Here is a 24601-nt window from a genome sequence, read left to right as displayed (position 1 = left end):
AACCGCGAGGAGGCTATAATGAGAGGCGATGCCATCAACCTTCTTGAATATATGAGTTCGCGAAAACGCTTTGTCATTCCTGTATATCAGCGAAATTACAATTGGAAGAACGAACAGTGCAAACAGCTCTTCGACGATCTCGTACGCCTGAAAACATCAGGGCACAAGAGTCATTTTTTCGGCTGTATTGTCTCCTCCTACGACTCCGAAGCCTCCAGCGAGCAGTTTCTTATCATCGACGGGCAGCAGCGGCTGACAACGGTTTCCTTGCTTCTGCTTGCCATACACAATCTTCTTCACTCTGGAGAACTCGTATCCAGTAATATTCAGCTTGCCCAAATGATTCAGGAAGAATACCTTATCGATAAATGGAAATCGAAAGAAACAAGAATTAAGCTAAAACCCGTCAAAAATGATCAAAAGGCCTTCCAAAAACTCTTCGAAGATTCATCTGGATATATTGAAGATTCGAACATTACCATCAATTACGACTATTTCTGCAAGAGACTCCGTTTGCAGGAGCTTCCTGTAGATACACTGTTTGATGCACTAAACCGCCTTGTTATCATCCATATCAGGCTGAACGCCTCAGAAGATGATCCACAGCTAATTTTTGAAAGTCTTAATTCCACGGGTCTTGCCCTGAGTGAAGGCGATAAAATACGTAATTTTATCCTGATGGGACTAGACACCTCAACTCAGGAAAATTTTTATGAACATTACTGGAACAATATTGAAGAATATACAAATTACGATGTAAGTCTGTTTATTCGAGATTTTCTTAGTGTCAAGCAGCAGACAACGCCTGTCATGCACAAGACATACCGTGCCTTTAAAGAATATGTACATGGCATATGGCCCCATCCTTCGAAAAATAATATTGAAGAGCTGTTACATGATCTCGTAAACTATGCTACATACTATAAATATCTTCTTTGTGGAGGAACAAAAAGCGAACGTCTCAATAACTGCATCTTTCGTTTGAACTGGCTGGAAACAACTGTCAGCCGTCCTTTTTTGCTTGAGATCTTGCGCCTTCATTATCAGGAAGAGCTTCTTAATCTTTCAGAACTCACTGACATTTTTATGATTATTGAAAGTTTTCTTTTCCGGCGCATTATCTGTGAAGTCCCAACCAATGCGCTAAATAAGATATTTATTGCCCTACACAAGGAAATTATGCGTTTTGATGGAACAGCGGAAAACTATGTGGAAAAGCTCAAATATGCTCTCTCTGCGCGGCGAGAAAGTGGACGGTTTCCAGACGATGCTGAGTTTGGCCGTATTTTCACCAGCAAAAATATCTATAATATGAAGTCAAAAAATAAAATCTATCTGCTCGAGCGTCTAGAGAACTACGGTACACTGGAAACAAAAGATGTATGGCGCCATCTCACAAACGGAGAGTATACTATTGAACACATTATGCCCCAAACACTTACTCCTGCATGGAAAAGTCAACTTGGCTCGGATGCGGAAATTATCCATGCGGAATGGCTACACCGCATAGCAAATCTTACGTTGGTGGCAAAACCATATAACCCGTCGTACAGCAACCTTTCTTTCTGCGCCAAGCGGGATGCCCAAAACGGATTTCGCCATTCCGGCCTGCGCATGAATCAGGACATTGCCCAAAAGGATTCATGGACACTGACAGAGCTTCAAGAGCGCAGTGAGACACTGCGACAGAAAGCTCTCCAGATATGGCCATACGACCGGTCGCCATCTTTTCATCCCAAAGAAAAACAGCTTGACAGCTGTGACCTTGGCGAAGACTGCAATTTCATCGGGAGACATCTTGTATACTTTCGGTGGAGGGCTGAGAATCATTACACCTCACGCTGGTCGGAAATGTATCAAACAGTTGTTTCATGGCTTCATGCCGAAGATCCTTCCATTCTGGCGAAGCTACTGCGCTCGAAAGTATATGATGATCTTCTCAGCAATGTCGTCTCCTCATCTAAACCAAGGGGAAGCATCGGGGTAGAAATTGTACCAGGCATCTGGCTTCTTACCCACATGAATACCAATGCCAAAATAGTACGCCTGCGCCGATTTTTTGAATTATACGGCGTGGATGAAAGCGAACTCATCTTTTATATGAAATCAAAAAATGAATGACATCTGCCGTATTTTGGTAGAATTCATGCAACCTTCCAGTAAAAACACGGCGCTACTCCAGAAAAAGAAACCCCCCTCAGGGGCTATTTCTTTTACGCCTAGAAAAATAAAAAACGCCCCTGCTTGCGCAGGGGCGAAAGTTTCGTGGCTCCCCGAGACGGACTTGAACCGCCAACCTAGTGATTAACAGTCACCCGCTCTGCCGATTGAGCTATCGGGGAATTGGTTGAGCCAACGGAAGAGTGTTTACACATCTTTTCGTCACGGGTCAAGGAAAAAATTTATTTCTTCGGAGCCTGCCCCTGTCCCCCGCCTGACGTGATGAGGCGACGCAACTTCTTGTGATAGCGTTCAGCCTCGCTGTACACACAGCCACAGTAGGGCTGACGATACACGCCCCAGGCAAGGGAGGCATCAATTCCGGCCTGCCAGTCGGTGCGGAAGTCGCGATAGACAAAGCGGGGACCAGCTGCCGCAGGTGCGGCCCCGTGCGTTGCGGCGGGCAGAGCAGGGCAGGCTTCTCCCTGATCTGCCGGCGGCATGGCGGCCGTTTCCACGCTGTCAATCTCCGGCAGTACCCGCACCCTGCCATCGCCCAGCAGGCGGCCGGCCCTGGCAATGACCTCGTGGGGCTGATAGCGCGAATACAGCAGGCTGCTGGAAAAATAGGCAAAGCCCATGCGTCTGGCTGCGGCACAGGTGGCTTCCATGCGGCTCACACAGCACCAGGTGCAGCGCTGCGGGGGCGTATCCCGTCCGGCCACGGCCCGCAGCCAGGCGGTAAGGTCCCACGGGGCATCCTCATAGATAATGTCAATGCCCAGGCGTTCGGCGCACTGTCCGGCTGCTTCCCGGCGGCGAAAATATTCGCTCAGGGGCTGAATATTGGGATTCATGAACCAGGCCGTCACGGCAAAGCCCTCATCCAGCAGACGCCGGACCGGCATGATGGAGCACGGCCCGCAGCAGACATGCAGCAGCAGGCTGTTGCGCGGCCGCGACACCGGCGCATCCGCATCGGGGACCATTTCCTGGGAGGGCACATTCCCGGGCGACATCAGGGACGCAGACATATTTCTATACTCTTGCCAAAGCTGTTTTCCAGGTCCCGCAGGGTATCGCGCTTGTGATTGAGCAGATACATGCCCACTTCCGCCGTGGTTTCAAAGACCACCTTGTCGCCCCCACTCTGGGAGCGCAGCAGGCTGCGCAGATCACGCAGGGCCTGCAGGGACTGCCATTCGCGATTGCGCCGCTGCCCCGTGCCGTTGCAGTGCGGGCACGGTTCCATGGATATGGCCAGTGCCGACGACCCCATGCGCTGCCGCACCAGTTCCAGCAGACCAAAGGAACTCATTCTGCCGATGTCGTGGCGGGCGCGGTCATTCTTCATGGCCATGCGCAGGGTTTTTTCCACTTCTGCCACGTGCTTGCGGTCGCGCATTTCAATGAAGTCAATGACCACCTGTCCGCCGATGTCCCGCAGGCGCAGCTGCCGGGCAATGGTTTCGGCGGCTTCCAGATTGGTCCGGAAGGCCATGGATTCAAAATTGGCCTTGCCGGAAATCTTGCCGGAATTGATGTCCACGGCCATGAGCGCTTCTGTCTGATCAAAGACCAGACGGCCGCCAGACGGCATGGTCACCTCGCGGGAATAGATCTGATCCAGCTGGCGCCGCAGATTAAAGCGTTCCCACATGCTGTGACGCGGGTCGGAATGCAGGCGTACCAGGTCTTTCTTGCGCGGAAAAAGCTGGCTTACCATATCGCGGATGCTGCTGGCCAGTTCCTCGTTATCCACCCATATTTCGCAGACTTCATCGGTCAGATAATCGCGCACGGCCCGTTCGGGCAGGCCGGGTTCCTCATGCACCAGGGCCGGTGCCGTGACCTCGGTGGCCCGCTTGCGGATGTCCTTCCACACGCGCTTGAGGTACTGCAAGTCGCTCTTGAGCGTGGTCTTGGTCACGCCGGCGCTGACCGTGCGCACAATGACGCCCAGCCCCTCGCCGGGGTCAATGCCGTTCATCATCTCGCGCAGGCGGGCGCGCTCCTCGTCACTGTCCACCTTGCGGGAAACACCGATCTGTTCCTGCCCCGGCGTCAGGACCAGAAAACGCCCGGCCAGCGAAAGCCATGTGGTCAAAAAGGCCCCCTTGCTGCCATTGGGTTCCTTGACCACCTGCACAAGCACTTCCTGCCCGGCCTTGAGCACCTTCTGAATGGGCGGATATTTCTTGCCCTTGGCAGGTTCGTGGTGGGTCAGCCAGTATTCGGGATGAATTTCGTCAATCTGCAGGAAACCGTTCTTGCCCGCACCATAGCTCACAAAGGCTGCCTGGAGGTTGGTATCAATATTATGGATGACGCCCTTATAGATATTGCCCTTGAGCTTCTTCTGGTGCAGCATGTCCAGGTAGTATTCCAGCAGGACGCCTTCCTCGGTCAAGGCCACTTCCACCTGTTCGCCCGGCAGCACGCTGATGAACATGCGCTGCCGGCCGGAAGCCGCCGCGGCCTTGGCCTTGACGGCCGCCGCCCGAATGCCGCCCTTCTTGGCGGATTCCGTTGCGCCATCCTCAGCCGGAAGGTCACTGTCCTCTTCCCCGTCTGCTTCTGCCGCCTGTCCGCTGTCTTCGATCTCCTCCGGCCCGTCAGACAGGGGCGGTATGGCCGGTTCTTCCGTTTCGACGGGAGCGGCCGGCGCTTCCTGGCCGTCCTCTGCCGTCTGGCGGTTCTTGCGGCTGCGGCCGCGGCCGCCTCGCCGACCGCGACGACTCTTGCGGCGGGGACTTTCGCCTTCTTCCTCCGTTGCCGCGGAAGCAGGGGCTTCCGTAGCCGTTTCCGCATCCTCCGCTGCGGCGGGAGCAGCATGCTCCACCGGCACAAGCGCCTTCTGTTCCGGTGTCACAAGCACGGGCGCCAGGTCCGCGGCAGGCGCCGGTGGCGTCAGCTCCACCTGCGGCAGCGCCAGAGACAGCGGAGCAGCCGCTGCCTGTACCTGCGCGCTGTCTCCCTCAGGGGAGAGGGGCGCCTTGCGTCCCCTGCGCGAAGAACGTTTCTTGCGGGCAGGGGCGGCGGCCTGCTCCATATCCCGCAGTACCGTTTCCTGCTGTACGGAGGCACCGGTTTCTACACTGGAAACAAAGGAGGGAGCTTCCTGCACAGGCTGTGCCTCCTGCACCGGGGCAGCAGAAAGGTCTTCCGGAGCCGCTGTGCGGCCCTTGCGCGTGCCACCACGCGAGCGGCCGCCGGAGCGAGATGTCCTGGTGCCGGCACGCGACGCGGCACGGGCCGGGGCAGCGGCCTCTGCGGCAGGCGATGCTTCCGGCGCCGGTGTCGCTGCGGAGGATGACGCAGCCGTTTCCGGCGGCGTGCTGTCCAGAAGACTTTCCGAGGGATTTTCCGCGGGGTTTTCCAGGGAATTTTCGGTACGGGGAGTAGCCCGCCGCCGGCTGGTCCGGCGCCCCGGGGCACGAGACGCACGGGAACGGGCATGACGGACGGGAGTGATTTCGTTATCGGCAGGGGCTTCGGCAGGAGTCGTTGCGGGAACAGCTTCGGCAATGCCGGAAGACACAGCAGCCACGGCAGCTTCAGGAGCCGCAGGCTTTTCTTCGGGGGTCATATAAATCCTTCCAGAGCAGTAGGAAATTCCTGTGGGAGCCATCGGCGCAATACTGCGGGGCATTGCGGCGGCACACACTGCCGGCCGGGCAATGCCAGGGGCTTCGGGCGCCGATGCTCAGGGGGCTGCCGCGAAACGCCGAGAGGGCCTGGTGACAAAACGGGCAGGGGAGGGCAGCAAACGCACCTTCCCTGCAAAAAAAATCGAGAGCGGCGGCACGGGCCGCTTCTCCTGCTTTCCATGGGAAAGCGAAATATGCCCGGTCCGGCTCAGGGCCGGCACACCGGGAAAAACACGCCGGCGCAGACACAGCCGCCCGCACGCCAGGAGCAGGGCGGTGGTGCGCTCTGGCCGTAAGCGATCAGGCGTTTTCCAGCACGCGCAGCTCCGCGGACAGGCGGCCGCCATTGCTGCGCAGCAGCACATAGCCCCCCTGGGCAAGGGCGCCGGGGTTGACCACAATGGTGAGCCCTATGCGATCAATGGCGCGGGCTTCATGAATATGCCCGCACAGGCAGATTTCCGGCTGGGCCTCTTCCAGAAATTCGCGCACGGCCGTTGATCCCACGTGAACGTCACCCGGGATTACGTCGCAGGCCGTATCCTTGGGCGGATTGTGGGATACCAGAACCGCGTGAGGATACAGGCGCGCCCGCTGCCAGCTGGCATTGAGCCAGGCGGAAAAGCTGGATTCCGGGAATTCGCTGGGCGTGCCAAAGGGCGTAAAGGAAGAGCCGCCCACGCCAAAGATGGCAATATCCGGCGTCAGCTCATGGACCTGCCCGTGCAGATTGCCCCCCTTTTCCGTCAGCCAGGCATCCACTTCTGGACGATCCATATTGCCGATCTGGGCAAAGAGCACCGGGCACGTTCTGCTCAGCGCATCCATGACCAGTTCGGCCTGCTTCACGCCGCCGGTGACCGTAAGATCGCCGGTAATGATGATGCCGTCGGCCTCGTCCAGTTCGGGAATCTGCGCGAAGCGTTCCGGTTCGTCATGAATATCGCCCACAGCAATCCAGAGATAGTCCTGCTTGTCAGCACTTGGCATAGTCATGTTTCCTTTGTTAGGCTTGCAACGGGAAAAAGCATGCCACATTTTGCCACACAAGGAAAGCCGTATGCCCCAGACTCCGCCGACAGAAGAAAAAAATATGCTGCGGGCACGCATGCGCGCCCTGCGTCGTTCCCTGCCTGCCGACCAGGCCGCCGCCATGGCCCTCCGCGCCCGGGAGCGCCTGCTGGCTTCCTCCCTCTGGAGCGGGGCGCACAGCGTGGCCCTGTATGTTTCCCTCCCGGATGAGCTGGATACGGCCCCGCTGCTGGACGCCGCATGGGCGCAGGGCAAGGCGCTGTTTCTGCCCCGTGTCCGGCAGCAGCATCCCGGTCTCATGGATTTCGTGGCCGTACAGGACAGGAGCCAGCTGCGCCCCGGTCCTTTTCATCTGCTGGAACCGCTGGACCGACTGCCCGGTTTTGGCGCCAGCGACGCAGGCAGGAGCTTTGCCCCGGACATGGTCATTGTGCCGGGCCTGGCCTTTGACCGCCATGGCCGGCGGCTGGGCTTTGGCGGGGGCTACTACGACCGCTTTCTGCATGCTCTGCGCCAGCCGGACGGTACGGCGCGCTGTGCGCTGGTGGGCCTGTGCTATGCCTGCCAGCTGCTGGACAGCGACCTGCCGAGCCAGGACTGGGACCAGCGCATGACCCATATCTGTACGGAGGACCAATGGCTGTGCCTGTAACCTTGCTGACCTTTGCCTTTCCCGCGCTGCCGCAGGTGCGCTGCGCCTTTCAGCTGCGCCATGCTCCCGACCCGGCGGACGGCTGTTCCGGCGGCAATATGGCCTTTCTGCCGCAGGATGATCCGCTGCGTGTGAAGCGCGTCCGTCATGCCCTGCAACGCCATCTGGGCCTTGCCCGCTGGGCCGAGCTGGAGCAGGTGCATGGCGACATGCTGCACTTTGATCCGGCGCCCGTAAGCCTGGACGAAGCCCCCGGCACCAAGGGGGACGGCATGGCCACCAGCCGTTCCGGGCTGGCGCTCTGCATCCGCACGGCGGATTGCCAGCCCGTGCTGCTGGCCCACCGGGACGGGCAGCACATCATGGCGCTGCATGTAGGCTGGCGGGGGAACCGCTGCCATTTCCCCGTTACGGCCGTGGCCCGCTTCTGCGAGCACTATCATCTTGCCGCGCATGACCTGCTGGCCGTGCGCGGCCCCAGCCTGGGACCGGCCAGGGCGGAATTCCGGGATTTTTCCGCCGTGTGGAGCAGCGAGTTCCTGCCCTGGTACGACCCGCAGAGCCGCTGCATGGACCTCTGGGGGTTGACGCGGTACCAGTTGCAGCAGGCGGGCCTACTGCCCAGAAACATCTACGGCGTGGACATCTGCACGGCCACCAATCCCGCATGCTGCTTTTCCTACCGGTTCAACCGGTACAGCGGACGTCAGGCCGCCTTCATCTGGAGACATGAAAAAGCGGACTGTGTGCATTGACAGGAAGATAACGCTATTTTATCCTTCCTCTTCTCACGCTGTGCCGGCATGGCGCCATGCGCCTGCCGGCGCCGTTTTTTTCCATTGGTGTCGCCCAGAGGATTTCCCGTGCCCAATTCTGTCCTGTTTCGCTGCTCCCGCTTCCTCATGGCCCCTCCCTGCGGACGGGAAGCGCCCCTGCCGTCACGCCGCGCCATGCTGTCCGGCCTGTGCGCGCTTGCCGTGACGGCCTGTGCCGGCATGCTCTCGCCTGTACCGGCGCAGGCATCCGCCATGCAGCCCATTGCCGCGCGCCTGGCCACCGGTCAGCCTGCCGTACCCATTCCGGTACGTCGCATCATTGCGCTGCATGATGCCTGTAGCGATATTCTGCTGGCTCTGGGAGCAGAAAAAAGCATGGTGGCCTGCACCGATACAGCCCGGCAGATGCCCGCCCTGAGCGCGCTGCCCGGCATGGGGGACGGCCTGCGGGTTGATGCAGAGGCCATACGCCGCCTGCGTCCCGATCTTGTCCTCCAGATCAGGGACGGACGGGCAGTGCGGCAGCAGATCGAGACACTGCGCAGCCACGGCATACCGGTGCTGCTGCTTGACCTGAACTCCTTTGAAGACCTCTATACGGCCACCCTCACCCTGGGGCGGCTTACCGGCAAGGATGCCACAGCCGCCACCCTGGTAAGCCAGTGGCGACGCAGGCTGAATACCCTGCGCAATACCTATGCCACCAAGCCGGCCGTGCGCGTCTTCTTTGAGGTGGCGTCTCCACGGATTGTGGCAGCAGGCAGGGGGAACATGCTGGATGCGGTCATCAGCGCCGCCGGCGGCGAAAACGTGATCACTTCCCAGCGACGTTTTGTCCGCATGAGTGACGAAAATGCCGTGCGTACCAATCCCGATGTCTATATCCTGCAAACGGGCCGGCGCAATCCCCACCCCGTTCCGCTGCGCGAACGCCCCCTGTTCCGCGATATGCGTGCCGTACGCGAGGGCAGGGTGCTGCGCGTGGACGAGTCCCTGTTCTCCCGGCCCGGTCCACGCTCGGTGGAAGCTGCCGAACTGCTGGGGCGCTGGCTGCATGAGGATATCTGTCCCCAGACGCCGGGAGCCGTGACAGAAACGCCCCTTTCCGGCAGATAGCCCGCGGCCCGACCGGCCGTCCTTCCCTGAACTGTCTGCGGGAGCCGCCCCGGGTGGCCCCTTATTGAACCGGGCCGGAACACGCCGGCAGGCAGCCGGCCAGGCGGCCTCCCTGCTGCCGCAGCCGGGCCTGCTGACACAGCTCCGCCTGCAGGGCCGTCAACACACGGCTCTGCGCATGCAGGGTTCTGGCCAGCAGGGCCATGTCCTCCACCTGACCCAGTCGGGCAAAGGTATCGTCCCAGACGGCCTTCACGCCGCTTTCCGGGTCCTCACCGGAGACAAGCAGCCGCCCCAGACGGGCATTGAAGTCTTCCAGCAGGGTGCGGATATCCTCCTGACGGGCCTCCAGCTGGCTGCGCTTCTGCTGGAGCTTTTCCGCCCAGAGAAAATCCAGACGAAACAGCATCTCGTTCCAGGCATCCAGCTCCGCCTGACGCCGCATGGACGAAGTGGCTTCCAGACATTCCAGAAACTGGACGGCCAGCTCTTCGGAATAGAACCAGCCCACGGTGGTGAAGCCCAGCAGGGTAGGCACGCTGACAGACCAGCGGCTTCGCCCATCCACAGTATTGGTGCGTCTGCAAAAAAAGATCATGCTACCTCCTTGCCAAGTATGGGGCGGCTTTTCACCAGAACACAGCAAGCCTGCCCGCGCCAAAAAAGGGGATGTCCGTTTCAGCGGGCAGACTCCTGCACCGCCGGCACCTCGCTGCGGCCTTCGCTCCCGGGCAGATGGCCTCTCGCCTGAAGCGCGTAGGCGCCGATGAGCCAGCCCAGCAGCGTGCCGGCTGTCCAGAGCAGCAGCCCGCGCAGCCGGGTCTTGTGCCGGAAAAAAATGGCTGCCCTGGGCGTCAGCAGGCTGATCAGCATCATGATGGGACAGAACACAAGCAGCATGGCCGACAGCAGTTCAAGACGTTCCATGCTCCCTCCTACAGGATCATTTCCGTTCCGGCCCCGGCCCAGCTCACATCGGCAAAGCGGGCCGCCAGACCGGCCGCAGCGGCAAAGCCCGTGCAGTGGGAGGGACGCCAGCACCGGACGGAAAACTCCCGGAACGCATCCAGATAGGCGGGCAGCCTGTCAGGCGACAGCCCGGCAAGATGCATGCCTCCCACCACGGCATGAAAAGTGCGCACACCGAAGCGCCGGGACACGTAGCGCAGAATATTGGGCAGACCGGCATGGGCACAGCCCAGAATCAGCGATACGCCCCGCTCGCCATTCACAAGCAGCGACATGTCGTCGGCAAAGCTGTCGGGAAGGACAGCGCCCGACGGGCTGACCTCCCAGAGATTGTCCTGACAGACAAAGGCCGGATCTCGCGCATCCGCAGGAAGGCAAAAGGCCGTGACGCCGGGCAGGATTTCCGCGGCATCCGCAATGCCGTGCAGGGCGGCACTGGCCAGCAGCGGCCCCCCGCCATCCGGTCTGGCCGTGGCCGGGTCCTTGCCCGAAAGGCGGGGCGTGGCAATGCCCTCGGCCCCCCACAGGCTGACGTGCGGCGCGACCACAAGCAGCGCGCCCAGGCCGCCGCAATGGTCAAAATGCCCGTGGCTCAGGCAGACATGGTCAATATCGGCGGGCTGCCGGCCCAGCACGCGCAGGTTATGCAGCAGCACCTCCCCATGCTCCGCCGTATCCCAGAGCAGCGTGCCCTGCGCGCTTTCCAGCAGGGCAGCATAGCCCCATTCGCTGCGCAGGCCATGCTGAACGCACCAGTTATCCACGACAATGGTCAGTTTCATGCCGCCTCCTGTTGTGAGGGTGATCCACGTTTCCCTGCCCCGGCAAAAAAAGTAAGGGAGAGAAAGGACCACATATCTGTCATGGTCACTCTCTCTCCCTGTCATGCGTTCATGGCATCATGACTCAGGCTCTGGCGCGGGCCGCCTCATATTCCGTCTGTAGCGAATCCATGAGTTCCTTTACGGAAAGGATGCTGTTGACGCGGCCCACATTGGCGCCGCAGAAGGCAAAGCCGCGCTCGAGATTGCCCTTCATGGCACTGATGAGGGCGGCAGCAATGCAATAGGGCGTTTTTTCCTGCTCACAGGTGCTCACGCAGTGAAAAACGCATTTGAAGGGTTTTTTCAGCCCTTCGCGCGCTGCCTCGATGAAGCCATTGTTCAGCGCGCGTCCCGGCATGCCCACGGGACTCTTGATGATGGTCACATCTTCCTCGCGGGCGGCCAAGTAGCTTTCCTTGAAGCGGATGTCCGCATCGCATTCATGGGTGGCCACAAAGCGGGTTCCCATCTGCACCCCGGCAGCCCCGAGGTCCAGGAAGCGGCTGATGTCTTCGCCGGTGTAGATGCCGCCGGCCGCAATGACCGGAATGGGGCGCCCGGCCTTGTCCTCAAAGGGCTTGACCGCATCCACCACCTGCGGCACCAGCCGTTCCAGCGCAAAGGCGGGGTCATTCAGCTCTTCCGGCTTGAAGCCCAGATGCCCGCCGGCGCGGGGACCTTCCACCACCACGGCATCAGGAAAGTAGTTGAAGCGGCTCAGCCATTTCTTGGCAATGATCGTGGCCGCACGGGCCGAGGACACGATGGGCACCAGCTTGGTCTTGAATTCCTGCTTCTTTTCCTCGCACAGGTCCAGGAGCTGGCGCGGCATGTCCAGCGGCAGGCCCGCCCCGGAAAAAATGATGTCCGCACGGTTTTCAATGGCCGTGCGCACCATCTGCGAAAAGGTCGTCAGGGCTACCATGATATTGACGCCGATGATGCCCTGGGTCCTTTCGCGTGCGCGGACCAGTTCCTGCCGCAGGGCACGCAGGTTGGCTTCTATGGGATGCTGCGCCACATCCGGCTCGCGCATGCCGATCATGGCACCGGCAATGACGCCGATGCCGCCTTCATTGGCCACGGCAGACGCCAGGCCGGAAAGAGAAATACCCACACCCATGCCGCCCTGCACAATGGGACGGCGGGCGCAAAGGTCACCAATTTTCAGAGAGGGGAAAGGCACTGTTTACCTCCACAGGCACAAAGGGGCAGGATATCACATCCTGCTGACAGACAAGCCGAACGGTCCCGTTCGGAAAAATGCCGCCGGATGCCAGAAAGAACGCCGCGCCGGCTATCCTCACAATGGCTTCCGCCGCAACAACGACAGGATCACCCCCTTTCCACAGGAAAGGCACCGATCCGAATCAGAAAAATTTTATGCAAAAAAGTGCCGGAGCACAAGAAAAAGCCCGCAAAAATCATCCTGAAAGACGGCGCAGCATCCGCTGCCGCGGCCATCCCCGGCCTTTCCCCGCACGCTGCCGCGCAGAGCGCATCCCCCGGTCCCCCGAATACCGTCAGGCGGCAGGCACAAGGACCGCGCCGGGCGCAGCGGCCTTTCCACCGGACGGCTGCTGCCGCCCAGGCAGCCCTAGGCCCGGCATGCCGTGCGGTAGGGACAAAAGGTGCAGCCGTCCCCCTCTCTGGCAGGGAAGGATGCAGCCTGTGCCATGTGCCAGACCATGACGGCCAGCAGATCGCGGCAGCGCTCCAGGGCCAGGGCATAGTCCGCCTCGTCCAGCAGTCCGCTGAACAGCTCCCTTTCCCTGCCGCTGTCCCGCAATTCCACCAGGCAGGCATTGCCCACCTGACGCGTCTGCGCGTGCAGCAGGCTGACATAGCAAGGCAGCTGCACGCTGCCTACCCGCTGGCGCATCTGTTCCAGCAGCTGCTCCACCTCGGGGGATTGGGCGTGGCCGGCCAGAAGCGCACTCCGGGCCGTGCGCAGCAGGCTCCAGAAGGCTTCCTCCACCCACAGGCCAGCATCGGGCAGATGCAGGCTTCCGGTCTTGTAATCAATGAGATAAAACAGCCCCTCGCGCCGGTCGATGCGGTCTGCCTTGCCGCCAAAGGCATAGTCCTGCCCCCAGAGCGGCAGCCGGCCCCGCAGCTTCTGCTCCAGCGCCACCACGTGGGAATCCGGCTGGCTGTTCAGATAGTTCCGCAGCCGGTAGGGGACGGCAACTTCCAGCATGATGCGGCTTTCGGGCGGCAGGGCATCGGCCTCGGGATGGCGGCGCAGCAGCGCCTCCAGACGGTCCTCCAGTGACAGGGCGGCAAAATCCCCGGCGCGCACCTCCTGCCCCACGAAGGGCGTATACAGTTCTTCCAGCAGTTCGTGCACAAGGGTTCCGACCAGGGCGGGATCGTCCCCCTCGTTCACCTCCTCCACCTGGTCAAGGGCACAGAGGTAACGCAGCACAAAGCGCCGGGGGCAGTTCAAATAGGTATCCAGTGCCGTGGGCGAAAGCGCACCACCCAGAAAGCGCTGCATGGCCTCGTCCAGCCTGGGAGAACGCTCGATGCACAGCGGATTACCCTGCCGGGGACGAGCCGAACAGGCGGGAGCACGCAGGGGAGCGTCGCCGGGGCGCAGCAGCCCGCCACGCCGTTGTTCCTCCTGCCAGATGAGCTGCTCCACAAAGCGGCTGCGGCTTTTGCGGGCATCGAAAAGGGCAGAGCGCGAAATGCCTTCCTGCCAGTAGAAAAAGACCCTGCGCGCCCCGGCACACAGCCGGAACAGGGTATGCGCCGCCGCCCGCTCGCGCCGGCGGGCATCGGGCAGGCCGATCTGCAAACGCAGGCTGTCGGGCAGCAGGGGGTCCTGCGGCGCACTGCCGGGCAGGCTCTCGTCCGTGGCATCCAGAATGTACACGTGATCAAAATGCAGCAGGCGGGTTTCCAGCATGCCCAGCACCTGAAGACCGGTAAGGGGCACGGCCTCAAAGGGGATGCGTTCCTGCCGGAACAGCTCCCGCGCCATGACAAAAAGCTGGCGCTGGTCAAAGACTTCCCGGCAGAGGGCATTCTCCCGCAGGACGGGGATGGCATGTTCGCGCAGGCGGTACATGGCTTCGGCATCCAGGGGATAGCGCGGCCAGATGTGCGGGCCGTGCTCCTGCAGGTAGCGGCAGAGACGCTCCAGAGCCTCTGCCAGTTCCCCGGTGGTGCGGGCGCGCAGCAGCGCCCCGAAAAACACGTCCGTCAGCTGACGCAGCGCGGCCAGGGCGCTGTCCGGCAGGCTGACGGCGCAGCTCTCCAGCAGCTCTTCCAGTTCGCAGGTGCGGCTGCCGGACCGCACGGCCCGGCACAGGGCAGCCAGCGGCGCGCGCAATTCCGGCGAGGGCGTCCCGGACTCGCCAGCGTCTTCCTGCAGCATGGCCAGATAAGGATGCCGCAGGCATTCCAGCAGATCGCGCCAGAGGTAGCGCCCGTCCCCGGTGCGATGCTCCTGCAGGCGAAACAGGCTTTCCAAAAGCCGGTAAAGCGGGGAGCGCTCCAGCGGATAGCCCATGGAAACATTGACATTCTTGTGCGGCAGATGATGCAGCACCGGCAGCAACAGCCCGTTATGCGTAAGCACCACCGCCGTGGCGGGCTGTTCTCCCGCCTCGTCCTCCGGGTCATGCCCCAGGTCCACCGGGTCGTCCGGCGCAGAAGCCGCGGCCACGGGAGCATCGGCCCCCGCCACCTTCCCGGCATCCTTGCCGCTGTCCTGCGCCAGCAGGTCCTGACGCAGGGCCGCAAGCTGGGAATGCACATCATACCCGGCAAAGAACTGCCAGCGCGGCCCGGCATCCTCCCCTGGATTCTCCACGGTATTTTCCCCGGCGTTCTCCCCGGCATCCGTGTCTGCCGCCGTGCAGACCGCCACGGCCCCGGCCTGCCACCGCTGCATCCAGTGTGCCTGTTCCTCGCAGGACCAGTGCGGCCTGCCGCCACGGGCCAGCACAGGGTCCGTATGCAGGCAGACCTGCGCCCCCCGATCCCACAGCAGACGGAGCAGTCTGTCTTCCGTGGGGGTCAGCAGGGCAAAGCCCGCCAGCAGGACAGGCCTGTCAGGGCGCGGCAGCAGCAGGGGAGGGATATGCTCCCCGCCATGCAGGGCCACCTGCCGGGCATCATAGCCGGGCGTAGTCCAGCCCCGCTCTTCCAGCGCAGCGGCATAGGCCTGTTGCAGACGCCCCAGCGCATTGAGCAGCGCCGCCGCGGGCGGAGCCACCTCGCCTTCGGCATGCGCCATGTCCGCGGCCGTGATCGCGTGGCCGAACAGCTCGTCCAGCAAGGCCGCCAGGCGCATGCCCCAGGGCAGAAAGGCCGCCATGTCCATATCGGCAAAACGCCGGGCCAGCAGCGCGTCCTTCCGGGAAAGCTCCGTGACGCACTGCCGCAGCAGGGCAACCTGATCAAGCGTATTGGCCGTGTACAGTACCCGCCGGCTGCTGTGGACGCGCCAGAGGGTCAGCACTTCCGTCAGGGTCATGACCCTGGGCAGCAGACCGGGACGCCCCTCGCCCTGATACAGCTGCAAGAGATAGCGCCACGGCCGGTTATGCGGCACCACCACCAGCGCCCGGCCGGGGCAGTGGTCCGTCAAAAAACTGATGTATTCCTTTAAGGCCGGAAGAAAGGGCCGGCGCCATGAAAAGATGCGAAAAGCATGGGGGGGCATGACTAGACCTCGTGGCACAGGGGAAACGCATCTTCAAGTTTTACATGAAGTTCTGAAACCGATACAGCATCAACATATTGAAATTGTTTCATATCAAGATACACAAGCAGGCCGCTGGCCGGCTTGTCCGCAGGCAGGCAGGCCAGATAGCCGCGCACCTGCGCCACATGGGCGGCGTCCGGCTGACCGCTTTTGTAATCCACCACAAGATGCCGCTGCCGCCCCAGAACAATGAGGTCCGCCCGGCCGGAACGCACGCCGCAGGGCAGGGCGCCGGCCTCCTTCCGCGCGGGCAGCAGCAGGGCATGCTCTCCGCTGCCGGCCCTAAGCCAGGCCAGCAGGCGGGGCTGCCCGGCAACCCAGCAAAGCCCGTCCTCCAGCTGGCGGCGCAGGGCTTCATCCCGGGGAACATGCCGGGGAAAGTGGCGTATGCCATATTCCAGGGCCATGCCGGCCAGTGCCGCAGCCGTCAGTCCGGCCGCACTGTCCAGCGCGGCCAGATGTTCCAGACAGGCGTGCAGCAATTCCCCCCTGTCCTGCGGCCGGAAACCGCTCTGCAGCGGGTTGCGGAAAATCTTGAGGCCGGGCAGCCACTGCATGGGGCGCCACGGCAGGGCAGTCTCTTCCACGGCTGCTGTCCCGTCTGCTGGCGGAACGACGGGCGCAGGCGGGGCAGCGGGCGCCGTTGCTGCCGCCTGTTCCGGCAGGGGCGCGGCCACAGCCGGCGGCTGGCCGCACTGATAGGGCACGGTGCGGGCCATCTGCTGCCAGAGCACGTCCAGCCCGCGGGTCAGCGGGCCTTTGGCCATGCTTTTCTCGCTGCGGAAGACATAGAGTTCCTCACAGGCCCGCGTGAAGGCCACATAGGCCTGATTGAGATTTTCCACGGCCTGCCGCGCCCGCTCGCGCTGATAGGGTTCCACAAGCGCGGCCGTGGTCCGGCAGACCACCTCCAGGCCGTCGGCCTCCATGAGCTGCATGCCGCCTGCCGTAATCTCGAAGCAGGTACCGGCCACAATGACCACCGGGGCCTGAAGGCCCTTGGACTTGTGGATGGTCATGACCCGCACGGCATCCAGGTTTTCGGGCATGGGCACCTTTTCCTCGTGCCCCTTCCGGTCCCAGTGAAGCAGGAAGGAGGAAAGGGAGCAGATGCCGTTTTCCTCGCAGGAAAAGAGCACCTCCATGAAGCAGCGCAGAAAGATTTCCGCATCGGGAAAGCGCTCCAGCGCCTGCACACGCGCCAGCCATTCCATAAGCGTGTCATAGGGCGTCATGAGGCCGGCACGGGCCAGGAAGGGCTGGAAAAAATACTGCCACACGGCAGGGCAGAAGGCGGCAAAGCGCCGCCACAGCGGCAGGGCGTCTTCCGGCGCCGCCCCGCCATACCGGGGGGCCGTGGCTACCCGCCAGTCGTAGAGGTCCTGCACCGTGAGGGAAAAACGCTCGTGCCCGCCCAGCAGGGAACCGCTGAGCACGGCCCAGAGGGCCACGTCATCCTCCGGCCGGTCAAGAAAACGCAGCAGGGCCACCAGCTGCGCCACCAGCGGATGCTCTGCCAGCAACAGGCTGTTTTCCGTGATGACCGGGACATTCTGCTCCATGAGGCGCTGGGCCAGGCAGCGGGCCATGCGATTGGTGCGCACCAGCACAAGCATGTCGGACCAGGGGCGGCGCGTGCCCAGCTCCTGACGAACCAGCGGCAGCAGGGCGTCTTCCAGGCCGTCTTCCGGCACGCTGCGCACATCCACATAGCCGCCTTCCGCGGCATGGTCCGGGCACTGCTGCGCGGTTTCGGCATAGGCCGCCGTTACCGCGTCCACGGCCTTTTCGAAAAGGGACGGGGGAACCTTGTCCCGCTTCAGAATGGCATCCAGCACCGCTGCGGCCACCTCCCTGCTGGCCAGGGGCGCAAAGAGGGCATTGTTATGCTCCACAATGACGCGCCGGCTGCGCCAGTTGCAGGGCAGGCTCTGCCGCAGGCAGCCTTGCGCCACGCAGGTCAGGTCCGTATCCCCGGCGATCTCGTCAAAAAGAGCGGCATCGCCGCCGCGCCAGCCGTAGATGGCCTGCTTCACATCGCCCACCCAGACAAGGCTGCCCCCCTGCGAGAGCGCTTCCTGCACCAGAGGACGCATGGCTGCCCACTGCGGGCGGCTGGTATCCTGAAATTCGTCCAGCATGAAGTGACGCAGCCGGTTGCCCATGCGGCACAGGGTTTCCGGCACGCCGTAGTCTCCCTCCAGGGCATGCCGCGCCATGAGAGGTATCAGCACGGCGGGGATATTGCCCTCGCGGGAGGCATTTTCCTGAAAGGCCCGGCAGAGAATGCGGGCCAGATGCACGGTGGCGATATCCCGCACGGCCGTGTCCAGCACGCTCAGGGGGCGGCGCAGGCGCTGCACGGTGTCCCGCAGGTGTCCGGCCGCCTGTTCCAGGTCAGGCGGAAAGACGGACTTTGCCGTCAGCAGCTTTCTGACCTCGCCGTCAAACAACGTGCTTGCACAGCCCGAACTGTCGCCATCAAGCAGCTTGGCACAGGCATTGTCCACATTCCTGTTAACCAGCGCGCCGCAGGCCTGGGCACACTGCCGGAAGGCCAGCACGGCGTCTTGCAGATCCTTCCAGAGGGCGGCATGCCGCTGCCTGACCGTTTCCGCATCCGCCGCCCGGGCATAGCGCCCGTCCAGAAAGCCGTCCCACACACGGCCCAGGCCGTCCACCAGCCGGGAACCCGCCAGAAAACCGCGACTGCCGCCCTGAATCACATGCCCGGCATACACCTGGCGCAGCAGACGGCGCATATCCTCATTGCCGCGCCATGCCTGATCCAGCAGGGTGTCCACATAGGGCTGCATGGCCTCGTCCGTGGCGAAGACAGGCTGAAAATCCGGCGGCAGGCCCAGTTGCAGGGCCGCCGCCCGCACGATGCGATGCAGCAGGCTGTCAATGGTGCGGATATTGAGGGCATCCAGGTCCCGCAGGATGATGTCCAGCCAGCGGGCGGCCTCCTGCCGTTGCAGGGGTATGTCTCCCGCCGGCAGGCCCAGGGCCGTTTCCTTGAGCGCCCGGATGACACGGTCACGCATTTCCGTGGCCGCGGCATTGGTGAAGGTGATGGCCAGAATTTCCCCCCAGTGCAGGGGGCCGTCATGGCGCAGCAGGCAGGCCGCCCCCGTCTCGCCGGCAGCGGGATTGCAGCGGGCCAGACGCTGCAGATAGAGCCTGGTCAGGGTATAGGTTTTGCCAGAGCCGGCCGAGGCCCTGATCTGAAGCATGTGTTCGCCCATGGCCTCCCTCCCGGCATGGCGGAGCGTGCCCGCATGCCGCATGGCCGGTCTTGCCGGAACCGTGCTTTGCCGGATAAGGGGAGGGGCGCTGCCCCTCCCCCATGCGTATCAGGAGTGGTGCAGGTCAGGGGGCAGCATGCCTGCCAGGCCGCCCTGTCCCGTGGATTCCAGCACTGCCCTCCAGAAGTCGGAGGCGATATTGAGCTTGCGCCGCCGGGATGTCACCAGCGCCAGCGGCAGATGCACGAACTTGTCCTGCAGGCGGCCCACAACCATGCCGGTACGGCCTGCCATGGCCGCATGCACGGCATACTGGCCCAGCAGCCCGCAATAGACCTTGTCATTGGGCGTGGCCGGAATGGAGCGGATGATGTAGCTGGGGTCAATGTACTTGAGCGTAAAGGGCAGGCCGGCTTCCCGCAGGTAGCGCGCAATCTCCCGCCGCAGCAGGCCGGTAATGTCGCCCAGGACCCGGTTGCCTGACACGTCCTTTTCTTCTCCGCGGTCCAGCAGGTGCTGACCGGCCCCTTCCGCGGCCACAATGACCGCGTGATGCCGCGCCCGGAGGCGTTCCTCCAGGGCGGGCAGCAGGCCGCCTTCGCCTTCCAGGGTAAAGGGAGCCTCGGGAATGAGCACAAAGTTCACTTCCTTGAGGGCCAGCGCGGCCCGGGCCGCAATGAAGCCCGATTCCCGCCCCATGAGCTTGACCAGACCGATGCCGTTGTACACGCCGCAGGCTTCGGTATGGGCACACTGTATGGCCTCCGTGGCCTTGGCTACAGCCGTTTCAAAGCCGAAGGACTGGGCAATGAAATTGATGTCATTGTCAATGGTCTTGGGAATGCCCACCACGGACAGCTTGAGGCTGCGCCGCTGCACTTCGGCGGCGATGCTCTGGGCGGCCTTCATGGAGCCGTCTCCGCCGATGACAAAAAGAATGCTGACATTGCTGCGTTCCAGCATGTCCACAATCTCTTCCGGCGACTGCGGCCCGCGCGATGTGCCCAGCATGGTGCCGCCAAAGCGGTGAATATCCTGCACGCCGGCCGGCGTCAGCTCCTGGACATGATGCCCGTAGCGGGCAATGAAGCCTTCCAGTCCGTAGGGAATGCCGAGGACCGACGGCACGTCGTAGGCGTGATAGGCCTCCATGACAATGGAACGGATGACGTCATTGAGGCCGGGGCACAGGCCTCCGCAGGTCACAATGGCACACTTGGCCCGCCGCGGATCAAAGTAGAGCTTGCGGCGCGGCCCGGCTGCCTCGAAATGCAGGCAGAACGGTTCCTCCACCTCTTCGCACAGGTCCCCGTCCACATGAATGGGAATCATGTGCCCGTCAGCCCACGAGTGAAAGGGCAGGGGAGAATCCAGCTTGGCCGGCCCCAGGGTGGGAATGGTCGTTTCAAGATGGCAGGAACACGCCGCCTCAGCAGGAACATCGGATACGTTCATGGAACCTCCTTGCCGCTGCCCGGCGGGCAGGGCGTCATGAAAAGCAGGGAAGCCCGGAATCGGCAAACAGCCGGAAGAACCCGGCGGCTTCCCCCGCCCGGACAGGCCGGCCCGTCAGCGGGCCGCCGCTTTGTCGTGTTCGGCCTTCATGGCCGCAATGGCCAGGGTCAGGAAGGCATCCAGCTCCATGCCGGCCTTTTCGCATTCCCGGATGTTTTCCCGGCTCACGCTGGCGGCAAAGGCCTTGTCCTTCATCTTTTTCTTGATGCTCTTGCTTTCCATGCCCTCGTAGCCCGTGGGGCGCATGAGCGCCGCCGCGCTGATGATGCCGGTCACGGTTTCCGCACAGCGCAGGGCATGGTCAAAGCGCGACTGCGGCATGACGCCCGTCATCTCGCCATTATGGGCACGGATGGCTGTCAGCGCCGCGTCGGGCAGCTTGCCCTGCAGCAGTTCCGCCCCCGCAAGGCCGTGGCGCTGCGGTTCGTCCATGGTGGCAGGGTAGTCCACATCATGCAGCAGGCCGGTGAGGGTCCAGAGGGTTTCGTCCTCTCCCCACTGGCGGGCCAGAGCGCCCATGACGGCGCCGGACGCCACGCAATGCTGCAAAAGGTTGCCTTCCACACCGTTTGCGGCCAGCAGGGCCAGGCCGTCCTCATAGCTTATCATGGTATTGCTCCTTCATGGGGATAATCTCCCGCTTCAGACTATGCCAGCCCCGGCCTCTTGGCAAGACGGCAGGGCATTCTGTTGACAGGAGCCGGAATATGTCGGAAAAGCAAGTTTTGCACTTACGATCTTGTCACGAGGAAGAACTGTATGTCGTTCTATGGCCTGCGCTTTCGCACGCTCGGGCAGACAACCTATCACGCCGGTCCGGACGGCCTGCATCCCGGTGACCTGGTGATCATTCCGGCAGAGCAGGGCGAGACCCTGGCGGAAGTGGTTTCGGGACCGCATGCAACGCTGCCCGCTGCCTATGCCGTGCCCGATCAGGACATCCTGCGCCAGGCTTCCGCCGATGACGTGGCCCAGAGCCGCCACAACGAGGCCCTGGCCCATGAGGCCGCCGCCTTCTGCCGCCGGTGCATCCGCCAGCGACGCCTGGACATGAAGCTGGTGGATGTGGAAGTCTACTTTGACCGCAGCAAGCTCATTTTCTATTTCACGGCTCCGGCCCGCATCGACTTCCGCGAGCTGGTCAAGGACCTGGTGCGCGAATATCGCGCCCGTATTGAACTGCGCCAGATAGGCGTGCGCCACGAAACCCAGATGGTCGGCGCTGTGGGCAACTGCGGCATGGTCTGCTGCTGCCGCCGCTACCTGCGCAAGTTTGCTCCCGTGACCATCCGCATGGCCAAGGAGCAGAACCTCTTCCTCAATCCGGCCAAGATATCGGGCATTTGCGGCCGTCTGCTCTGCTGCCTGGCCTACGAGCAGGAAAACTACGACCATTTCCATCATAACTGCCCCCGGCTGGGCAAGAAATACCAGACCAATCAGGGGACCATGAAGGTGCTGCGGGCCAACATGTTCCGCAACTCCCTCTCCGTGCTCAACGAGCATAACGAGGAAATGGAACTTACCCTTGACCAGTGGCAGGCCCTGGATCCGCACCGGCCCGAAGCCCCCCAGCAGGGCGGGCAGCCCGCTCAGCCCAAGCCCCGCCCCCAGCCCGCGGGGGACAGCATGCTGGTGGTTTCCGCCACGCCGGATACCATTGACGATCCCTCGCTTTTTGATGCCCTGCTGGCTGACGGCATGCCGGAGGCCACGCCGCCGCAGGCTGCCTCCCGACCCCAGCAGAATGCCCCGCACACCCCCAGCCCCGCGCCGGAAGGCGAGGGCGGCAAGAACCGCCGCAAGCGCCGTCGCAAGCCGACGAACCGCGAAGACGGCCACGCCACAGATACCGCCAAGGAGTGATCGTGTCTCATTTCTTCATCACGACGCCCATTTACTACGTCAATGCCAAACCCCATCTGGGGCACGCCTATACCACCATTGTTGCCGACAGCCTGGCCCGTTTTCATCGCCTGAAAGGGGACGATACCCTTTTTCTCACCGGTACGGACGAGCATGGCGACAAGATCGTGCAGTCCGCCGAAAAGCAGGGCGTGAGTCCCAAGGAATTTGTGGACGGCATCAGCGGCCAGTTTCAGGCCCTGTGGCCCCAGCTGGGCATCAGCAATGACCGCTTCATCCGTACCACGGACCCGGACCATCAGGCCCGTGTGCAGCGTTTTCTGCAGCTGGTCTACGATGCCGGCGATATCTATTTCGGCGAGTTCGGCGGGCACTACTGCTACGGCTGCGAACGCTTCTATACGGAAAAAGAACTGGAAAACGGCCTCTGCCCCCAGCACCTCACCAAGCCGGAATTCATCAGCGAGAAGAACTACTTCTTCCGCATGTCCAAATACCTGCCCTGGCTGCGCGAGCATATTCTTCAGCACCCGGATTTCATCCGGCCGGAACGCTACCGCAATGAAGTGCTGGCCATGCTGGAATCCGGCGCCCTGGAAGACCTGTGCATTTCCCGCCCCAAGAGCCGCCTTACCTGGGGCATCGAGCTGCCCTTTGACAAGGACTACGTGTGCTATGTCTGGTTTGATGCCCTGCTCAACTACATCAGCGCCCTGGGCTGGCCCGACGGCAAGGACTTTCCGCGCTACTGGCCCGGCGAACATCTGGTAGCCAAGGACATCCTCAAGCCGCACGCCGTCTTCTGGCCCACCATGCTCAAGGCGGCCGGCCTGCCCCTGTATGAGCACCTGAACGTGCACGGCTACTGGCTGGTGCGTGACACCAAGATGTCCAAGTCTCTCGGCAATGTGGTGGACCCGCTGGCCATGAGCAAGGAATTCGGGCTGGATGCCTTCCGCTACTTCCTGCTGCGCGAAATGCACTTTGGTTCCGACGCCAGCTTCAGCGAGGAAAGCATCGTCACCCGCATCAATGCCGATCTGGCCAATGACCTGGGCAATCTCTACAGCCGTGTCCTGTCCATGATGGCCAAGTACTGCGCCAGCGCCACGCCGGAGCGGGGCGAACTGAACGAGGACGACAGGGCCATTGCCGACCTGTGCGTCACGGCCATGAACAACTATGCGCAGCTGTTCGGCCATACCCAGTTTGCCCAGGGGCTGGAAGCCCTGTGGGAACTGGTGCGCGCCTGCAACAAGTATGTGGACTCGCAGGCGCCGTGGGCGCTGTTCAAGCAGGGCGACACGGCGCGCCTGCACACCGTCATGAACGTGCTGCTCACCGCCATGCGCAAGGTGGCGCTCTGCCTCTGGCCGGTCATGCCGCAGGCTGCCGCCGCCATGCTGAACCAGCTGGGCCAGCCCGCCGACAGCGCCACGCCGCCCCCCTGTGATCTGGAAAGGGAGCTGGCGGCCTTTGACGGCCTGGTGCCCGGTACGCCGCTGGCGGCCGCCTCCAACCTCTTTCCGCGCATTGATACCGCCGCCAGAGCCAAGGCCGCCGAAGAGCGGGCCAGGCAGGAAAAGGCCCTGGCCAAGGCGCAAAAGACGGCTCAAAAAGCGGCCTCAAAGGAAGCTCCCGCCCCGGCGGAAGGGCCAGCGGAAGAAATCAGCTTTGACCACTTCAAGGCGGCCGACATGCGCGTGGGCACCGTGCTGGTGTGTGAAAAGCACCCCAATGCCGACCGCATCCTGCGCCTGGAAATCGATTTCGGGGAAGGGCAGCCGCGCCAGATCCTGTCCGGCCTGGCCCAGTTCTTCTCGCCGGAAGACCTGGTGGGCAAACAGGTCTGCGCCGTGCTCAATCTGGCCCCGCGCAAGATTCGCGGCCTCATGTCTCACGGCATGGTGCTCACCGCAGAAAAGGACAATAAACTCGTGCTGCTGCAACCCGGCAGCCCCATGCCCAACGGCAGCAGCATCGGCTGATGGCTTCCGTGCAGGCACGGAAGGGACCCCGGGAAGCCGGCGGTCCCTTCCTGCTTCTGTCCCGCCCGCTGCGGGCAGAGGAGAG

Annotated in this window: 17 protein-coding genes and 1 tRNA gene; 6 read left to right on the top strand and 12 right to left on the bottom strand. The window is 62.4% G+C overall.

Annotated elements, in window-relative coordinates; translation table 11 throughout:
• The first annotated feature begins 18 nt into the window (after window positions 1-18).
• Window positions 19-2121, top strand: coding sequence for a DUF262 domain-containing protein (locus Q0J57_RS05245; RefSeq protein ID WP_297217851.1), 2103 nt, complete (start codon window positions 19-21; stop codon window positions 2119-2121).
• 145 nt (window positions 2122-2266) lie between these two features.
• Here the strand turns inward: Q0J57_RS05245 and Q0J57_RS05240 are convergent.
• The 4 genes from Q0J57_RS05240 to Q0J57_RS05225 all read right to left on the bottom strand — a co-directional run bounded on the left by Q0J57_RS05240 (window position 2267) and on the right by Q0J57_RS05225 (window position 6800).
• Window positions 2267-2342 (bottom strand) — tRNA-Asn (locus tag Q0J57_RS05240).
• A 60-nt stretch (window positions 2343-2402) separates the two neighbouring features.
• The gene (locus Q0J57_RS05235; RefSeq protein ID WP_363315462.1) at window positions 2403-3194 is read right to left on the bottom strand and encodes an epoxyqueuosine reductase QueH; all 792 of its coding nucleotides are present in this window, start codon (window positions 3192-3194) and stop codon (window positions 2403-2405) included.
• Entirely contained in the window at window positions 3179-5749 is a 2571-nt protein-coding gene (locus Q0J57_RS05230) for an Rne/Rng family ribonuclease (protein ID WP_297217848.1), read from the bottom strand. Before Q0J57_RS05230 ends, Q0J57_RS05235 begins: the two co-directional genes overlap by 16 nt.
• A gap of 361 nt (window positions 5750-6110) precedes the next feature.
• The gene (locus Q0J57_RS05225) at window positions 6111-6800 is read right to left on the bottom strand and encodes a metallophosphoesterase family protein (protein WP_297217844.1); all 690 of its coding nucleotides are present in this window, start codon (window positions 6798-6800) and stop codon (window positions 6111-6113) included.
• A 70-nt stretch (window positions 6801-6870) separates the two neighbouring features.
• Between Q0J57_RS05225 and Q0J57_RS05220 the strand changes: the two genes are divergently transcribed.
• From Q0J57_RS05220 to Q0J57_RS05210, 3 genes are all read left to right on the top strand, one after another.
• Complete coding sequence (locus Q0J57_RS05220; RefSeq protein WP_297217842.1) at window positions 6871-7494, top strand: 5-formyltetrahydrofolate cyclo-ligase; 624 nt, start codon at window positions 6871-6873, stop codon at window positions 7492-7494.
• Window positions 7479-8249, top strand: a complete 771-nt coding sequence (locus tag Q0J57_RS05215; protein WP_363315461.1) for a polyphenol oxidase family protein — start codon at window positions 7479-7481, stop codon at window positions 8247-8249. Before Q0J57_RS05220 ends, Q0J57_RS05215 begins: the two co-directional genes overlap by 16 nt.
• Before the next feature lie 108 nt (window positions 8250-8357).
• Window positions 8358-9386, top strand: coding sequence for an ABC transporter substrate-binding protein (locus Q0J57_RS05210; protein ID WP_297217839.1), 1029 nt, complete (start codon window positions 8358-8360; stop codon window positions 9384-9386).
• A 61-nt stretch (window positions 9387-9447) separates the two neighbouring features.
• Here the strand turns inward: Q0J57_RS05210 and Q0J57_RS05205 are convergent, their stop codons facing one another.
• The 8 genes from Q0J57_RS05205 to Q0J57_RS05170 form a co-directional block, all read right to left on the bottom strand.
• Window positions 9448-9984 (bottom strand): hypothetical protein, encoded by a 537-nt coding sequence (locus tag Q0J57_RS05205; protein WP_297217836.1) that lies wholly within the window; start codon window positions 9982-9984, stop codon window positions 9448-9450.
• Between the two features lie 80 nt (window positions 9985-10064).
• Window positions 10065-10313 (bottom strand): hypothetical protein, encoded by a 249-nt coding sequence (locus Q0J57_RS05200; RefSeq protein WP_297217833.1) that lies wholly within the window; start codon window positions 10311-10313, stop codon window positions 10065-10067.
• An 8-nt stretch (window positions 10314-10321) separates the two neighbouring features.
• On the bottom strand, window positions 10322-11137 hold the full coding sequence (locus Q0J57_RS05195; RefSeq protein WP_297217830.1) for an MBL fold metallo-hydrolase: 816 nt from the start codon (window positions 11135-11137) through the stop codon (window positions 10322-10324).
• Between the two features lie 124 nt (window positions 11138-11261).
• On the bottom strand, window positions 11262-12365 hold the full coding sequence (locus tag Q0J57_RS05190) for a nitronate monooxygenase (protein WP_297217827.1): 1104 nt from the start codon (window positions 12363-12365) through the stop codon (window positions 11262-11264).
• A 411-nt stretch (window positions 12366-12776) separates the two neighbouring features.
• Window positions 12777-15782, bottom strand: a complete 3006-nt coding sequence (locus tag Q0J57_RS05185) for a PD-(D/E)XK nuclease family protein (RefSeq protein ID WP_297217823.1) — start codon at window positions 15780-15782, stop codon at window positions 12777-12779.
• A 77-nt stretch (window positions 15783-15859) separates the two neighbouring features.
• Window positions 15860-19147 (bottom strand): UvrD-helicase domain-containing protein, encoded by a 3288-nt coding sequence (locus Q0J57_RS05180; protein WP_297217821.1) that lies wholly within the window; start codon window positions 19145-19147, stop codon window positions 15860-15862.
• 108 nt (window positions 19148-19255) lie between these two features.
• Entirely contained in the window at window positions 19256-20602 is a 1347-nt protein-coding gene (locus tag Q0J57_RS05175) for an ATP-dependent 6-phosphofructokinase (protein ID WP_297217819.1), read from the bottom strand.
• Window positions 20603-20716: 114 nt separating this feature from the next.
• The gene (locus tag Q0J57_RS05170) at window positions 20717-21271 is read right to left on the bottom strand and encodes an HDIG domain-containing metalloprotein (RefSeq protein ID WP_297217816.1); all 555 of its coding nucleotides are present in this window, start codon (window positions 21269-21271) and stop codon (window positions 20717-20719) included.
• Between the two features lie 150 nt (window positions 21272-21421).
• On the opposite strand from Q0J57_RS05170, the gene ricT reads away from it, so the two are divergent.
• Window positions 21422-22528, top strand: coding sequence for a regulatory iron-sulfur-containing complex subunit RicT (gene ricT, locus Q0J57_RS05165; RefSeq protein WP_297217812.1), 1107 nt, complete (start codon window positions 21422-21424; stop codon window positions 22526-22528).
• 2 nt (window positions 22529-22530) lie between these two features.
• Window positions 22531-24516: a methionine--tRNA ligase gene (gene metG / locus Q0J57_RS05160; RefSeq protein ID WP_297217809.1), complete on the top strand. Its 1986-nt coding sequence runs from the start codon at window positions 22531-22533 to the stop codon at window positions 24514-24516.
• The last annotated feature ends 85 nt before the right edge of the window (window positions 24517-24601 follow it).

Source organism: uncultured Desulfovibrio sp. (genome assembly GCF_944324505.1).
GTDB lineage: Bacteria > Desulfobacterota > Desulfovibrionia > Desulfovibrionales > Desulfovibrionaceae > Desulfovibrio.
The sequence above is the reverse complement of the archived record's forward strand: the minus strand, read 5'-3'. Positions and strand labels throughout refer to the sequence as shown.

Excerpts from the sequence above, each read along its gene's own strand:
- Q0J57_RS05170 (WP_297217816.1), bottom strand. The coding sequence starts at position 21,271 with ATGATAAGCTATGAGGACGGCCTGGCCCTGCTGGCCGCAAACGGTGTG.
- Q0J57_RS05235 (WP_363315462.1), bottom strand. The coding sequence starts at position 3,194 with ATGTCTGCGTCCCTGATGTCGCCCGGGAATGTGCCCTCCCAGGAAATG.
- Q0J57_RS05180 (WP_297217821.1), bottom strand. The coding sequence starts at position 19,147 with ATGGGCGAACACATGCTTCAGATCAGGGCCTCGGCCGGCTCTGGCAAA.
- Q0J57_RS05195 (WP_297217830.1), bottom strand. The coding sequence starts at position 11,137 with ATGAAACTGACCATTGTCGTGGATAACTGGTGCGTTCAGCATGGCCTG.
- Q0J57_RS05205 (WP_297217836.1), bottom strand. The coding sequence starts at position 9,984 with ATGATCTTTTTTTGCAGACGCACCAATACTGTGGATGGGCGAAGCCGC.
- Q0J57_RS05245 (WP_297217851.1), top strand. The coding sequence starts at position 19 with ATGAGAGGCGATGCCATCAACCTTCTTGAATATATGAGTTCGCGAAAA.
- Q0J57_RS05200 (WP_297217833.1), bottom strand. The coding sequence starts at position 10,313 with ATGGAACGTCTTGAACTGCTGTCGGCCATGCTGCTTGTGTTCTGTCCC.
- Q0J57_RS05225 (WP_297217844.1), bottom strand. The coding sequence starts at position 6,800 with ATGCCAAGTGCTGACAAGCAGGACTATCTCTGGATTGCTGTGGGCGAT.
- Q0J57_RS05220 (WP_297217842.1), top strand. The coding sequence starts at position 6,871 with ATGCCCCAGACTCCGCCGACAGAAGAAAAAAATATGCTGCGGGCACGC.
- Q0J57_RS05230 (WP_297217848.1), bottom strand. The coding sequence starts at position 5,749 with ATGACCCCCGAAGAAAAGCCTGCGGCTCCTGAAGCTGCCGTGGCTGCT.
- Q0J57_RS05175 (WP_297217819.1), bottom strand. The coding sequence starts at position 20,602 with ATGAACGTATCCGATGTTCCTGCTGAGGCGGCGTGTTCCTGCCATCTT.
- Q0J57_RS05215 (WP_363315461.1), top strand. The coding sequence starts at position 7,479 with ATGGCTGTGCCTGTAACCTTGCTGACCTTTGCCTTTCCCGCGCTGCCG.
- ricT (WP_297217812.1), top strand. The coding sequence starts at position 21,422 with ATGTCGTTCTATGGCCTGCGCTTTCGCACGCTCGGGCAGACAACCTAT.